Consider the following 15,389-nt stretch of genomic DNA (forward strand, 5'->3'; position numbering starts at 1 on the left):
TTGTTTATATTTCTCTTTAAATCTTCTATTAAACTCCTTTTCAAGTAAATCACCAATCCTATTTCAACAGTTAAAAATTCTTAAAATCATGATAATGCAAACATCTATTTCTACCACTTTCCTTTGCTTTATATAAAGCTTTATCAGCATTTTCAATTATTTCTTTTATATCTATACTACTATTTTTACATGTATCAATGCCAATACTAACTGTCAAATTATTGTTTAAAAATTTCTTTACAATCCTACATAATTTTCTTCCAAATATTTTACTTTTTTTATAATCTTTACATACAGATAATATCAGAAATTCTTCTCCACCATACCTTATCATAAGCATGTCTTTTTTTAGATATTTTTTTATTATTATAGTTATATTTTTAAGAGCAATATCTCCATTGTAGTGTCCATAAGTATCATTGTATTCTTTAAAGTAATCTACATCTATCATAAATGCTGTGCAATATTCACTAACTTCTTGTTTTTCTAAAAAATCGTTCAAAAAAGTTCTATTATATGCACTTGTCAAATGGTCAACATACTTTTTTTTATCTAAATCAAGTTTTACTTTTCTCATGTTATTTATTTCTTTTTCTATATACTCATGTCTATAATTTAAGGAATCTATATAATTTCTATTTCGAGCTTTTATATACATCATTTTTAACTCATAATACATTTTAAAGTATTTCATACTCATTTCATAATTTTGAATCTTTTCAAAACACAAATATATACTCTTATATGCTAACTTCACATAATTATAATTTTTAGCATTTTTAGATTTTTCAAGGAGTTTTTTATTTGTGTTTAAGGCATTGTCATAATATCCAAAGATATAATATATCTTTGCCTGGTGATAAATTATTTCTAAATCATATATTATATATTCTTCTATATTTTTTATCATATTTAATATGTTTTTAGCTCTATCTAAATAGCATATTGATTGTTCAAAAGATTTTTCATTACTTTTTGCATAATACATGGCTAAACTTATAAATAAATCAAACTTCTCTACTTCTTTTAAGCTATGATTTTTAATTTTTTCTAGATATACTTCAGATTTTGCTAAATTATTTATTGCGACAGGATAATTTCTAGTCTTTATTAATATTTTAGTTATGTTGTTTGATGCTCTATATTTTTGAATTATATTTACATTTCTATACTTTTTATTGCTTATTACTTCATTGAAATATTCCATGGAACATTCATAATTTTCAAACGAACATTCACACTCACCTATCTTTATATTACATAGTGAAGATACTTGCATATCCTTTAGTAAATCTGCATATTTTCTTGCTTTTAAAAAATTTACCTTAGCAATTAGAGCATCATCCAAAAACAAAAAATATATTTTACCAATAATAAAAAAATATATTTTTTTACAATTAAAATCGTTAATTTCTTTTATCTTTATATACAACGTTTCTATCTCTTTAATTATTACAGAAGATTCTATACACTTACTTGCCTTAATGTAAATAAGTTGTGATTTAAAAATAATTTCTTCAATTAGAAAATTATTTTCATCACAAATAAGATTAAATTTATCCATATATAAATTTGCCTTATTTACATCTTCATTTTTTAAACTTAAAATAGCTATTTGTGAATAAAATCGTGCTAAAAATTTATAATCTTTGGGTAAGCATTTATCAATATATTTACAGGAAATCAAAATATACTCTTTCATTTTTTCACTAAACCCTTGAATACCATATAATAAAGCTAGCAAAAAATTTGATTTTAATAACATTAAACTATTTTGTTCAGTTTTATAGCAATCAATTAAATTCTTTACTACATCAATTTTATTTTCAATAAAATCGTTATTAGTCAATAATCTTTCATTCAAGGTTAGTTTAAACATTGAATCTAAAATTGTATCATCTATCTCTTCCAAATATTTACTATATATTGTAACTCACCTCCGACTTACATTATCTCATAAATTTAGTAATTTTCCATACTATTTTTGAAAAAAGTTGATGTCTCAATTTAGAAATTTCTCTTAAATTAAGACATACTTTACACTAAACTATACAATTTTCTATCTGAACTATATAATCCTGACAATTTTCGCAAATTATCACACTTACAATATAACTATTATCAACTTTATTTGCCCTTGATAGTTTATTAAAAGATAGTCCTTTATAATCAACAGATATATTGCTTATTACATATTCTCCATCTTTACTGAAAATATAAAAGTGATATTCTAAAAAAGGAAAGAATTTTTTCTTTTCTTTTACTCCTTCTAAACATAATGGACATGCTTCTTGATAATATTCTACATCAAAATCAACTTCTTCTGCTTCATTAAGTATATCAATTATTTTTGAAATACTTACTCCTTGAACTGGATTTTCTTCATCATTTATTAAAGCACTACAGTTCTCCTCTTTTAATAAATATTCCTTATCATCATATATAAACTTATATAAACTCATATTATATCCTCCTTATAATTATTAATCTCCAAGTTATTCTACCATTTAAATAAAGTTAATAAAAGTAATTGTTTATAATCTTTATAATTAAGTTATGTATACATATATTCCTATGCGCTATCTTAATTAATGATTTTAAAATCCAAGTTTGCAATTTGAACATCCAGTTTCCCAAAATCTATTGTCAAAACTCACTTTAGTTATTAATATAATGATATAAATATATAACTGCATAGATGTTACACACTTAACTATTTAATATGATACGATTTGGTATCTAAATTTATATATTGTATATAGGGGGAGATATATATGTATAAAGATAAAAGTGATGAATGTATACACTTAATGACTGCATACATCGATAGTATAAGTGGATATTATTCATTTATTGACACACAATTAGAGGATTTTATGATGAAATATGGTGAAAACATTGTTGATTCAAATTTACACAGTATAATGATGTTGCTTTGTAAATGGGGATTATCTTAGCATTTCAAGAAACTTTTTTGTATATTGTATCCTATATTATTTATTCATTAACAAAAAAGATTGACATAAACTTAAAAGCTATATATAGATTTCTTTAAAAATCTATATATAGCTTTTTTAATTTTTTCAAAATGTATACTTAAATAAGTTAGTTTTTTTCAAAATTTGACTGTCTAATATGATATAATTTAACTATCTACAACAATAAAAAATATCTAATATGTATTATCTAGTTTAGCTCATCATAATAACATCCATATATTTACAATTAAGATATTTTCAATATAGTAATACTCAATTTTAATATTATAAAAAGGAGAGATTTTGTATGAATTACAATGACTTACTAAAATCAGCTAGAGAGAACTTTAATGGAACATGTAAGGTATGTAAAATTTGTAATGGATTAGCTTGTGCTGGAGATGTTCCTGGTATGGGTGGTAAAGGAAGTGGTTCGTCTTTCATTGAAAATAGAAAAAGTCTAGAAAAAATAAAGATAAATATGAGAGTCATACATAATGTTTCAAAGCCAGATACATCCATAGAATTATTTGGTAGAAAAATGAGTTCTCCTATATTCGCTGCACCTGTATCAGGTACTATATTGAACATGGGTGGTAAAGTTTCCGAAAAAGAATACATAGAGCCTGTTGTTAGAGGTTGTTCTAATTCTGGAATTTATGCTATGGTTGGCGATACTAATGTAGATACTTTTTTACTGGATAATTTAGATGTATTGAAGGATAATAGGGGAAATGGAATTGTATTTATAAAGCCTTGGAATAATTCAAAGATAATAGAAAAAATTAGATTGTCTGAAGAAGCAGGTGCTTTTGCAGTTGGTGTAGACCTTGATGCTTGTGGACTTATTAATAATCAATTTCAAGAAAATCCTTTTTCTCCTAAAACAATTGATGAGATTAGAGAATTGGTTGAATCCACTAGATTACCTTTTATTATAAAAGGAATTATGACTGTAGATGATGCTTTGATGGCTGTAGAGTCTGGTGCTAGTGCCATTATTGTTTCAAATCATGGTGGAAGAGTACTTGATTATACTCCTGGTACTTGTGAGGTACTTCCAGATATAGCTAAGTCTGTAAAGGGAAAGATAACAATACTTGTTGATGGTGGAGTTAGGACTGGTGTTGATGTAGTTAAGATGCTTGGATTGGGTGCTGATGCTGTTTTGATGGGAAGACCTTTTGTTACTGCTTCTTTTGGCGGTGGTCTTGATGGTGTGGAGTTTTTTATAGAGAAGATTAGGAATGAGTTATGTGAGACTATGATTTTGACTGGTTGTCAAAATGTTAAGGATATAGATGGTAGAGTTATATGGAATTTATTGTAAAATATTTCTAGACTCTAAGATACTGATTAATATATTCTATATAAAAAGGTTGTCGCCCTATTTCTTAGTGCGACAACCTCTTTTCTAATAACGCTCTCCGGCAGCTTGCCAAGTGGCTTTTCCAACAACACCATCTTTTGTTACACCAAGTCTTCCTTGAAGTATTTTTACTTGATTATATGTAGCAGGTCCAAATTTACTATCTGGATCAATATCAGAACCATTTATTTGTTGACATAAAAGTTGTACTAAATGCACAGGATTCCCTTTTTCTACATGTCCATATCCTACTACAGTGGTATTTATATTTACGCTATAACTTATAGGACCAGTAACATCAAAACGATTTAAATCTTTTTTATATCTAATAATAAATGCTTTTGGTTCAATATTATAATCATCTATATTAATATTATATGAATCTATAAATTTTTCATTAATAAAGATTGTATCATCTTTAGATGGATTTATATTTAATTCTTTACATTTTTTTTCATAATCAGATTTTATAGGTTGTGGTGCATTCTCATAAATAAATTCATAACCAGTTATTGTAAATGAATTTGTTGTTTGCTCTTCATTACTTTTTGATACATTTACATCATTATTAGTACTTGCAAATACTAAACTAGTAGATATTAGAGTCAAACACCCTGTGACTATTAAAATTTTCTTTAGACTTTTCATTTCAAAATTCCTCCTAATTTGTTAATAAATTATAATACTATAAAAATCTATTAATTTACAACTCTCATGCTAATATCATCTTCTTCCTTAAGATCTGCGCCTGTTTTTTCTAAAATCCCTATATTTCTTAAATAATTTGAATTATCAAAACTAATACTTTCAAAATTAAAATATGTAACTGAAAATAATGTAAACAAAATCAATAACATCAATATTCCACTTTTCCCTTTTTTCTTAATAATACTATCAAGTCTCTTTTCCAAATTTGTCTTATTAAATTCAGTTGTTAAAATACCACTATTATAATTCTTACTAAGTTTAATTGACTTTATAAGTGCTAACGCATATGCTTTCTTATCTTTTAAAGAGCAATCAGTCAAAACACTTTCATCACAACATAATTCACAATCTAGATTTACTTTATTGCTCATTATATAAACAAGTGGATTAAACCAATACATTATTTTAACAGACAAAACTAAAAACTTTATCAAAATATCTTTGTTTTTAAAATGCATTAATTCATGTTTCAAAATCCAAGTTAACTCATCTTTACTATAAGTATAGTCTGGTAAGAATATGTACGATTTAAATAATCCCATACCTGCTGGACTTATCAATTCATCAGAACCCCTTAACTCAATTTTCTTTTTTATGTCTAATTCTTTTAACAAATTTTTATAGATACAATTTACATCATTATCTTCAATATCATAAGATACATCAACAACGAGATTTTTAAATTTTGTGTATTCTATAAATGTATAAACTGCAATGGCTATAGTTACAAATAACCATAAATAAACTAAATACAGCATAAAATCATTATCTATAGAAATATCAATTTGTGTAATATTATTTCCTACTGTATTTTCTTTGGGATCTTTTACTTCATACATTACTGTATAATTAAATAGAAAAAGTAACATTCTAAAGACTATTACCAACCAAATATAATAATTAAATCTCTTACTAAACCTCTTAAAAAAATATATTTTCAAAAATAATAATAGACAAATACCAAAACTACATACAATAGTTGTCTTTATAAGATTGTCAAAAACATATAGCATATAATTATTCATTCTTTAAATTATCAAAATAACTTTCTAAAAAATCTAGCGTGTCTTTACCTATATTTTCATCATCATGCAATGCTGAAATTAAGCTTTTCAAAGAATCATCATGTATATTACTTAGGAAATCCTTTGTCTCAAAACTTAAATAATCTTTGTGTTTTACTATTACTGTGTAATGTGTATATCTGTCTATTTTTTGAGCATCTAAGAATCCTCTTTTTACTAACCTAGATAAAAGTGTTAGTGTAGTGGTTTGTTTCCAACCATATTTTTGTTCCATAACTTCAATAACATCTTTTGATGTCACTGTAGCATCTACTTTCCAAATAAATTTCATTACTTTTAGTTCTGCTTGTGGTATTTTTCTTATCATCATTTACACCTCCCTCAAAACTCTTGCTACTTTAAGTCTACAATATGTAAATTTTTTAGTCAAACGCTTTATGAAAAAATGTGAATTTTTGTACTTTTTATTAATTTTCTAATTTTTTTAAATATTAAAAGTTAGATTTTAAAATATAGTTATTCAAGTATTTTGCTTTTTACGTATTTAATTATAATAGTGTAGAATGTTATTTCCACATTAAAATTATTTAACAAAACTACCTATATTTTTACACAAGGAATATTATAATACTTTTATTTAAATAAACTAGAGTAATATCTAATAAATTTTAACAATCTCCTAATTGTACCTTTGTGTTATTAAAATATCTGTTTTATATAAGTTTATGTTATAAGTAAAATTATACATATCAAATAAAGGTATAAAAACACCATTTTGAGTGTCTTTAAAATAAAGTTTGTATTCTTCTAAAAAGTTATAATAATTAAAACATCACTACTATACAAAGGAAGATGTACACTTTTTATGTTTAATAAAAACTAAAATATTAAAAAAATTTATTGAAGAATATGATGTCAAAACAATTACAGATATTCAAGATATACTAAAAGATTTATTTTAAAGTACAATCCATTAAATGTTAGAAGCGGAGCTTGATGAACTTTTAGGTTATGATAGAACGATAATAAGAACAAAAATACTAAAAACTCTAGAAATGGATATAGAAATAAAAATATTAAATCAGATTTTGGAGAAATAACTTTAAATATTTCAAGAAAGCGAAATGAAGATTTTGAACTAAAGGTAATTAGAAACTATGAAAATGATATATTAGGAATAAAAAATCAAGTGATTGGAATATACTTAAAAGGCATGTCTACTCAAAATATATTAAGTCATCTTAAAAGTACTTATGGAATTGATATTATCTCATTCACTAATAACTAAAACTACTGATAAAGTTATTCCTTTAGCTCATAAATGGTAACTTAGACCTCTTAATATAATTTATTCAATTGTATTTATAGATGCTATACATTATAAAGTTAGAAGTGAGGTGGAATAATAAACAAAACAGTATATATAGCTATATGTATTAACTTAGAAGGCATAAAAGGGGTTTTAATAATATGAAATAGTACAATCAATATACAATAGTATTAAGAGGTTGGTGAAACAATTGGAATGAATTAGTAACATATTTTAAGTATCCTCAAGAAATAAATACATCGATATATACTACAAATTCAATGTAAAGTTAGAATAGATTATTAAGAAAAGTTACTAAATTGAAATCTATTTTTACTTTGGATAATTATTTGCACACATCACTATACTTAACAACCATGTATATTTCTTAAAAATGGACTCAGAAAATTAGAAATTGTGCTCAAATTTTAGCTCATTTAAGTATTTATTTTGAAGAAAGAAATTTTTCAAAATAAACAAGAATTTTTCTTAAAGGGTTAATAGTTTTTGCAAAAATGAAAAATATATCAAAATAAGGCTATGATTTTTAAAGCCATAGCCCTATTAGTAAAAATTTAATTATCACTTAAAAAATAAATTTTTGTTTAAAGAATACATGTAAATGTTTACAGATTCAGCAATTTAAAATTATCTGTGCAATAGCTTTCTTTTTAAAGACGTCTTCCAGCTGCATCCCAAGTACTTCTTCCAACAATTCCATCTCTTGTTAATCCAAGTCTTCCTTGAAGTGACTTAACTGCATTATATGTAGCAGGTCCAAATTCACTATCATCATCAATACTTGAACCATCTAAGGTTCTACATAAAAGTTGAACTAAATGCACAGGATTACCTGATTCAACACGATTATATCCGACTACAGTATTACTTACATTTAATGTATAACTCTTAGGTCCAGTAACTTCAAAAACATAACCTTTTTTATATCTAATAATATATGCTTTTGGCTCAACATAGTTTTCTACATCATTTGCATCTATAGAATCTTTGTTAACAAAAATTATATCATTTTTAGATGGTTTTATATTTAGCGCTTCACATTTTTTTTCATAATCAAATTTTACAGATTGTGGTGCGTTTTCATATGTAAATTCATAACCAGTTATAGTACATGAACTTATTATTGAATCATCATCCTTTGATGTATCTACATCAGTAGTAGTATTTGCAAATACCAAACTAGTAGATATTAGAGTTAGACAACCTGTAATTATTAAAATTTTTTTTAAATTTTTCATTTCATAATTCCTCCTAATTTATTAATAATATGACAATATACCTTTTCATTACATATATTAATCTATTAATTTATAACTCTCATGCTAATATCATCTTCTTCCTTAAGATCTACTCCTGATTTTTGTAAAATCCCCATATTCCTTAAAGAATTTGAATTATCAAAACTAATACTTTCAAAATTAAAATATGTAACTGAAAATAATGTAATCAAAATCAATAACACCAATATTCCACTTTTACCTTTTTTCTTAACAATACTGTCAAGTCTCTTTTCCAAACTTGTCTTATTAAACTCTGTTGTTAAAATACCACTATTATAATTCTTACTAAGTTTAATTGACTTTATAAGTGCTAATGCATACTCCTTCTTATTCTTTAAAGAACAATCAATCAAAACACTTTCATCACAGCATAATTCACAATCTAGATTTACTTTATTGCTCATTACATATACAAGTGGATTAAACCAATATATTATTCTAACAGACAAAACTAAAAACTTTATTAAAATATCTTTATTTTTAAAATGCATTAATTCATGTTTCAAAATCCAAGTTAGTTCATCTTTACTATAAGGATAGTCTGGTAAGAATATGTAAGATTTAAATAATCCCATGCCTGCTGGACTTACCAATTCATCAGAACCTCTTAATTCAATTTTCTTTTTTATATTTAATTCTTTTAACAAGTTTTTGTAGATACAGTTTATATCATTATCTTCAATATCATAAGATACATCAACAACTAGATTTTTAAATCTTGTATACTTTATAAATGTATAAACTGCAATGACTATAGTTACAAATAACCATAAATAAGCTACATACAGCATAAGATTATTATCTGTAGAAATATCAATTTGTGTAATATTATTTCTTACTGCATTTTCTTTGGGTTCTTTTACTTCATATACTATTGTATAATTAAATAGAAAAAGTAACATTCTAAAGACTATTATCAACCAAATATAATAATTGAATCTCTTACTAAACTTCTTAAATAAATATCTTTTCAAAAATAATAATAGACAAATACCAAGACTACATACAATAGTTGTCTTTATAAGATTTTCAAAAACATATAGCATATAATTATTCATCCTTTAAATTATCAAAATAACTTTCTAGAAAATCTAGCTTATCTTTACCTATATTTTCATCATCATGTAATGCTGAAATTAAGCTTCTTAAAGAGTCATCATGTATATTACTTAGGAAATCCTTTGTCTCAAAACTTAAATAATCTTTGTGTTTTACTCTTATTGTGTAATGTGTATATCTGTCTATTTTTTGAGCATCTAAGAATCCTCTTTTTACCAGCCTAGATAAAAGTGTCAGTGTGGTGGTTTGTTTCCAGCCATATTTTTGTTCCATAGCTTCAATAACATCTTTTGATGTCACTGTAACATCTACTTTCCAAATGAATTTCATTACTTTTAGTTCTGCTTGTGGTATTTTTCTTATCATTATTTACACCTCCCTCAAAACTCCTGCTACCTTAATTCTACAACATGTGAATTTTTTAGTCAAACACTTTATGAAAAAAATGTGAATTTTTGTACTTTTTGTTAAATTTCTAATTTTTTTACAATATTAAAAGTTAGATTTTAAAATATATCTATTTAAATATTTTACTTTTTACATATTTAATTACAATAGTGTAGAATGTTATTTACACATTAAAACTGTTTAATAAAAATTCCTATATTTTCACACAAGGAATATTATAATACTTTTTTTTAAAATAAACTAGAGTAATATCTAATAAATTTTAATAACCTTCTAATTATGCCTTTATGCTATTAAAACATCTATTTTATACTGATTATTTACAAATATATCTAAATTAATTATAAATTTTATTGAATAAGACTTTTATAATTATACCTTTCATAAATTATAAAAAAGCACTTTTATAAAAAATGTGCTTTTAATATCTACTAATAAAGTTCTTTATTTTAATTAAAACATAATTATATTTTAGTATTATAATCTTTTAATTTTAGCATTATAGTTTATGTATTATACCCTAATATATTTTAAATTACTAGTTAATCACTCTTTTCGGGTTATTTATCTCCTATATATTAAAGTGTCACACCTAAATAGTTAAATCATTATCCTCTTTTATCTTTATTGCCTTTACAAATCCATCTGCAATTACAAAACTCATCAGAGAAGTTATAAAATATACAAATACTGGAACAGTAAAATAAAATCCAAATCCTAAATCTAGAAATCTCATTCCTTTTCCAGTAGTACCAAAAGTTGAAATAAACTCAATTAGAGAGTTTAAAAGCAAAAGATATCCAATAATCCTAAATCTTTTTACATTCTCTTTTACAAATAGGCTATATTCAGAACTACCTAATACTTCTATCAATGATTTTATAATGATAAAATATGATACACCTAAAATAAACATTAATATTCCATAAATAGTACCTTGTAGAGTTGCTTCTCCACTAAAACAGAGGTACATAAAACTTTTAAATCCTCCTGCAACAATTACTAATCCTAAAAGAAAAAATAAAATTTGTAATATACCACTTAGTAAATTTTTTATAAGTTTATTAGACATCATGCCAACTCCTTTAAAATATTTTATATATAGTATAATACATTATATTATATCGTTTTTCAATAAAAATATTATAATTAACAATATATTTTTATTGTTAATTATGCAAATAAAAAAGAGTATAATAAAAGCCTTTAAAATACATTTTTTTCTTATTTTAAAGGCTTTTTATATTCTACATTTTTATTTTCTATATTATATCCTTTGATAATCGTTATATCTAAAATAGACCTTCTTACCCTAAATATAAGTATCTTTATAACTAGAATAGTCCATTACAACAGCACCTCCATATTAATCCACTGATACCTCTTTATTATCAATATCTAAAATTGAAATTTTACAATTCCCACCCAATTTTTCTTGAACTATTTTAGCTAATTCATTTAAAGCATTTTCAAATTCTTTAAATCTACTTTCATCTACTAATTCAATGCATAAAAAGGCATTGTTAGTATCTTCAGTAAGCATTGTTCTCACTGCTTCACGCCAATTCCAACATCTACAAATTGCTCCACCATCATCTTTATAAATTATTTCTCCTTCATATGGAAATGAATTTTCATCTGTCCCTAGTGGGATAAACTCCTCATTACCAATTGCTCTAGTTAGCCTAATATCTCCTATAAATTTATCTATATCCTCCCCTCCACAAGGTAATGCATATTTTAATGAGATAAAATTGTAGATATCCACTAAAGGGTTAATAGTTCCTATATTATTTCCATTATGAACTCTTTTTAATAATGCTTCAATAGAAGACCTTGCTCCTTTTTTCGTTTTAAATTTTTTAAATGCTTCTCTCCATACTTTAATCACTTGGTTGTTGCTAAATTCTGAGTCCCCCAAGTATTTTAATGCTTCTTCTTCTCCCTTCAAAATTATTTTCTTATAGTCTTCATCTTTTATAGAGTTATCTATATCATTACAAATAACAACTCCAATTTTTGCACTAGGAAATAGATTCCAAAATGCATCCTCAATAACAAATTTTTTCATTAGAAAACCTCCTCAAATTTAAAATATGTAAAAATAAAAAAGCCTATAGAAATATTATTAAATATCTCCCAGGCTTTTATCCTTCCGTGTACACAACAATTGTGCGTTTTCTCTTGGACCTGACCATTATAAAATGCGGAACCCTAGAAAACTAAATTATAAGTTTTTTAATTTACAAAATACAATTAAATTTTAGCATAATGTAGTATTTAAAACAATATTATATTATCGGATTTGTACATTAAAACAATTTGCTATTAAATTATAATTATGGTGGCAAATGGGTGGCAAATCACCTTTTTTATTACATTTTCGTTTGTTTAAACTATTGAAATACTATATTCTTACAATTTTAATCAATTTCTGATTTAAATGGAGTGTCATCAGCTTTTGCTATTCTATACTCCTTATCAGTTATATAACCAAGCTGATGCATCTTATACAACACAATCACTTGTCTCTTCTTAGCCTCTCCATGGTCAATATACCTTGCAGGATTATTTGTCATACCAGCTAACATAGCACACTCAGCTAAATTTAATTCACTAACCTTTTTACCAAAGTAGACTTCAGCTCCCTTTGCAGCTCCATATGCATTTTTACCTAGATACATATTATTTAAATATGCTTCAAGAATTTCATCCTTAGTCATAATCTTATTCATCTGCTTAGCATTATACATATCCCTTATTTTCCGCTTCATAGTTTTATCATTACTAGTAAGCAGGTTTTTTGAAACTTGCATATCTATAGTACTTGCACCTTGTGTTGTATCTGTAAACACATTGTTTAATACTGACCTAACTAGAGAAATAACATCTACTCCTTTATGCTTATAAAATCTCTCATCTTCTATGGAAACTATTGCATGTTTTAAATCATTTGGCATTTGTTTTATACTTACAACCTCACTACTTATATATTTAGACCTAATTAACTTTTTAGTAACTTCTGGTGACCCTTTTATAGCTGAAACTGTAAATATTGCACCTGCCACTGAAAATATAATTAGTGCAACTAACATAATAGATAATAATGCCCTAACTATTCTAATCCTTTTTTGTTTTTTTCTTTTTTTACTTTTTAATTTTTTCTCTCTTTGTTTATACTCGACTCTTCTTCTTTCTCTTTGATTGTAATCTGTATTTAAAGGTCTTACATTATCTCTTGTAAAACTATCTCTATCTCTTTTTATAAGATTCTGTGAATCTACTTTTTCACTCATTCTTTTACTGGAACTTGTATTAGGACTTTTATTTTTTTTATTTGCCGAAGTATAAGAATGTTTAGATTTTTTATTACTATCTTTGTTGTTACTAATTTTTTTACGTCTTATTTTATTATTATCATTATCATTGTAATAACCCATTTTAGTCTCCCTTCTTCATATAAGGTACATTATACATTGTTCTACAAAATAAATCAAAGAACAAAATTGTAAGCTTAAGGGTCAATTTTATAAAGGATATTTTCACTAATTTTCTCTATATTTATAATTAATATTCATCTTTTATTTTCAAAAATAGTTTTGCAGTTGCTAATGTATCACTGTCAGCTCTATGAGCATTTATATTCTCTATGTTGTAATAAGCACAAGCTGTTTCAAGTTTCTTGTTTTTTCCTTTATAACTTTTACATTTTTTTAATAACTCTACTGTACATATATAATTGTTTATTGGTTCTAAATCTAACATTCTAAGATAGTAATTTAAAAATTTTAAATCAAATTTCGCATTGTGTGCAATTATAGTTCTATCACCTATGTATTTTCTAAATCTAGGTAAAACTAATTCTAGTGGTTCTTCATTTTCTACCATTTCATTACTTATATGTGTCAATTCTGTTATAAATGAAGAAATTATCCCCTTAGGTTTTATCAACCTTGAATAGTTTTTTACAATTTGTTCATTTTTTATTTCTGTTATTCCTATTTCTATTATTTCACAACCTTTATATGGATCTAATCCTGTAGTTTCTAAATCCACAACTACATACTCTTTCATATCTCTTCTCCTTATTATTAAATGGATATATTTATATTCTATATTTATGTAATAGACTAATCAATACTTAATTTTATATGATATAGGAAGATTTTACAAATTACAACATAGATATATCCTATATTCCATCATAAATAAAGATTTTTTTATTAGAATAATTAAACTTTTAATTTATTGTTATTTAATCTATTTTGATAAACATTATTTATTTTATTATTATTTAAATCTTTAAAATCTAAACTTTTACATTGTTCATCATCTTCCCATATTCCTGCTTGTTTATTTCCATCATTTTTATATAATACACCCTTACCATTTTTCTTATTATCTAAAAAATATCCCTTATAAATGTCATTATTGGGATATGTTAATTTTCCCAAACCATTTTTTAATCCGTATTTAAATTCACCTGTATATATTGAACCATCTCTATAAGTATATTTTCCTATTCCATGCATCTTGTCATCTTTCCATAATCCTTCATACTTTTCCTTACTTGAAAAAATATATATTCCAAATCCATTTTTCTTTCCATCAACAAACTCACCTTTATATAAATCACCATTATCGTATTTAAATACTTTTTCTCCCTTTAATTTCTTATTGTTACTCTTATTTTTATTATTATTGTTATCCTTTATATGTATTTCTTCTCTTCTGGCTTCAATAAAATCTCTATCATACCTAAATCCGTTTCTTGATTTAATTTTTTGATTAATCTTCTTCTTATTAATAAATACTCTAGCTAGTTGAGTAAATATAAATACAGATGATAAGCATATAAATACACATAGTATTGTTGTAAAATAACTAGTTATATTTTCCATAAAAAATCACCCTTTAAAAAATTTATTTAAAATACCTAATATAATATATATTTTTATTAAATGTTATTTATACTTTTATAGTACTATATTGAATAAAATTAACTTTGAAATTATTTACATTAAAATAAATCAAATACAAATGCCATAAATTAAGTGTTTCTAGTTAGCATAAAAATACTTATAAAGTATACTCAAGTATTTCAAATAAATACTTTTATTCAAATAAATCTCTACTTATATAAGTGCTTATATAAATAAAAAGATGAACTATAGTAAATATAGTTCATCTTTTTTATAATAGTATTTATTTAAAATTAATATTTATTTAGTT

Annotated in this window: 15 protein-coding genes, 1 pseudogene and 1 riboswitch; of the genes and pseudogenes, 3 read left to right on the forward strand and 13 right to left on the reverse strand. The window is 24.5% G+C overall.

The window, feature by feature from the left end; genetic code table 11:
* Positions 1 to 70: 70 nt before the first annotated feature.
* Positions 71 to 1,912 carry a GGDEF domain-containing protein gene (locus tag CDIF1296T_RS12570; protein WP_004454681.1) on the reverse strand — a complete coding sequence of 614 codons (1,842 nt, stop codon included), beginning with the start codon at positions 1,910 to 1,912 and terminating at the stop codon, positions 71 to 73.
* A gap of 130 nt (positions 1,913 to 2,042) precedes the next feature.
* On the reverse strand, positions 2,043 to 2,462 hold the full coding sequence (locus tag CDIF1296T_RS12575) for a DUF3785 domain-containing protein (protein WP_004454682.1): 420 nt from the start codon (positions 2,460 to 2,462) through the stop codon (positions 2,043 to 2,045).
* Between the two features lie 312 nt (positions 2,463 to 2,774).
* On the opposite strand from CDIF1296T_RS12575, the gene CDIF1296T_RS12580 reads away from it, so the two are divergent.
* Together CDIF1296T_RS12580 and CDIF1296T_RS12585 are read left to right on the forward strand one after the other, a co-directional pair.
* Complete coding sequence (locus tag CDIF1296T_RS12580) at positions 2,775 to 2,957, forward strand: hypothetical protein (RefSeq protein ID WP_004454683.1); 183 nt, start codon at positions 2,775 to 2,777, stop codon at positions 2,955 to 2,957.
* 328 nt (positions 2,958 to 3,285) lie between these two features.
* A complete protein-coding gene (locus tag CDIF1296T_RS12585; protein ID WP_009897563.1) occupies positions 3,286 to 4,308 on the forward strand; it encodes an alpha-hydroxy-acid oxidizing protein in 1,023 nt (340 codons plus the stop codon).
* 84 nt (positions 4,309 to 4,392) lie between these two features.
* On the opposite strand, the gene CDIF1296T_RS19560 is transcribed toward CDIF1296T_RS12585, so the two are convergent.
* From CDIF1296T_RS19560 to CDIF1296T_RS12600, 3 genes are read right to left on the reverse strand one after another with little or no spacing between them, the layout of a single operon-like run.
* Positions 4,393 to 4,995, reverse strand: coding sequence for a peptidoglycan-binding domain-containing protein (locus tag CDIF1296T_RS19560; protein WP_009897565.1), 603 nt, complete (start codon positions 4,993 to 4,995; stop codon positions 4,393 to 4,395).
* 50 nt (positions 4,996 to 5,045) lie between these two features.
* Positions 5,046 to 6,080, reverse strand: a complete 1,035-nt coding sequence (locus CDIF1296T_RS12595; RefSeq protein ID WP_032509175.1) for a M56 family metallopeptidase — start codon at positions 6,078 to 6,080, stop codon at positions 5,046 to 5,048.
* Entirely contained in the window at positions 6,073 to 6,450 is a 378-nt protein-coding gene (locus CDIF1296T_RS12600; protein ID WP_018112850.1) for a BlaI/MecI/CopY family transcriptional regulator, read from the reverse strand. Before CDIF1296T_RS12600 ends, CDIF1296T_RS12595 begins: the two co-directional genes overlap by 8 nt.
* Positions 6,451 to 6,952: 502 nt before the next feature.
* Between CDIF1296T_RS12600 and CDIF1296T_RS20165 the strand changes: the two are divergent.
* A pseudogene (locus tag CDIF1296T_RS20165) lies at positions 6,953 to 7,865 on the forward strand (transposase).
* 195 nt (positions 7,866 to 8,060) lie between these two features.
* Here CDIF1296T_RS20165 and CDIF1296T_RS12610 read toward each other — a convergent pair.
* The 8 genes from CDIF1296T_RS12610 to CDIF1296T_RS12650 all read right to left on the reverse strand — a co-directional run bounded on the left by CDIF1296T_RS12610 (position 8,061) and on the right by CDIF1296T_RS12650 (position 15,058).
* Positions 8,061 to 8,648 carry a peptidoglycan-binding domain-containing protein gene (locus CDIF1296T_RS12610; RefSeq protein ID WP_009890580.1) on the reverse strand — a complete coding sequence of 196 codons (588 nt, stop codon included), beginning with the start codon at positions 8,646 to 8,648 and terminating at the stop codon, positions 8,061 to 8,063.
* 65 nt (positions 8,649 to 8,713) lie between these two features.
* The gene (locus CDIF1296T_RS12615; protein WP_032509177.1) at positions 8,714 to 9,748 is read right to left on the reverse strand and encodes a M56 family metallopeptidase; all 1,035 of its coding nucleotides are present in this window, start codon (positions 9,746 to 9,748) and stop codon (positions 8,714 to 8,716) included.
* On the reverse strand, positions 9,741 to 10,115 hold the full coding sequence (locus CDIF1296T_RS12620; protein ID WP_004454687.1) for a BlaI/MecI/CopY family transcriptional regulator: 375 nt from the start codon (positions 10,113 to 10,115) through the stop codon (positions 9,741 to 9,743). The genes CDIF1296T_RS12615 and CDIF1296T_RS12620 overlap by 8 nt, the downstream gene beginning before the upstream one ends.
* A 634-nt stretch (positions 10,116 to 10,749) precedes the next feature.
* Entirely contained in the window at positions 10,750 to 11,229 is a 480-nt protein-coding gene (locus CDIF1296T_RS12625) for a DUF2975 domain-containing protein (RefSeq protein WP_009897585.1), read from the reverse strand.
* 294 nt (positions 11,230 to 11,523) lie between these two features.
* A complete protein-coding gene (locus CDIF1296T_RS12635; RefSeq protein WP_009897587.1) occupies positions 11,524 to 12,228 on the reverse strand; it encodes a B3/B4 domain-containing protein in 705 nt (234 codons plus the stop codon).
* A 63-nt stretch (positions 12,229 to 12,291) separates the two neighbouring features.
* Positions 12,292 to 12,386: riboswitch (guanidine-I (ykkC/yxkD leader) on the reverse strand.
* 194 nt (positions 12,387 to 12,580) lie between these two features.
* Positions 12,581 to 13,597, reverse strand: coding sequence for a biosynthetic peptidoglycan transglycosylase (locus tag CDIF1296T_RS12640; protein ID WP_004454690.1), 1,017 nt, complete (start codon positions 13,595 to 13,597; stop codon positions 12,581 to 12,583).
* Positions 13,598 to 13,724: 127 nt separating this feature from the next.
* Positions 13,725 to 14,231: a 3'-5' exonuclease gene (locus CDIF1296T_RS12645; RefSeq protein ID WP_004454691.1), complete on the reverse strand. Its 507-nt coding sequence runs from the start codon at positions 14,229 to 14,231 to the stop codon at positions 13,725 to 13,727.
* Between the two features lie 158 nt (positions 14,232 to 14,389).
* Positions 14,390 to 15,058, reverse strand: a complete 669-nt coding sequence (locus tag CDIF1296T_RS12650) for an MORN repeat-containing protein (protein WP_009897590.1) — start codon at positions 15,056 to 15,058, stop codon at positions 14,390 to 14,392.
* Positions 15,059 to 15,389: the final 331 nt, after the last annotated feature.

Origin of the sequence: Clostridioides difficile ATCC 9689 = DSM 1296 (assembly GCF_001077535.1) — a bacterium.
Classification (GTDB): Bacteria; Bacillota; Clostridia; order Peptostreptococcales; family Peptostreptococcaceae; genus Clostridioides; species Clostridioides difficile.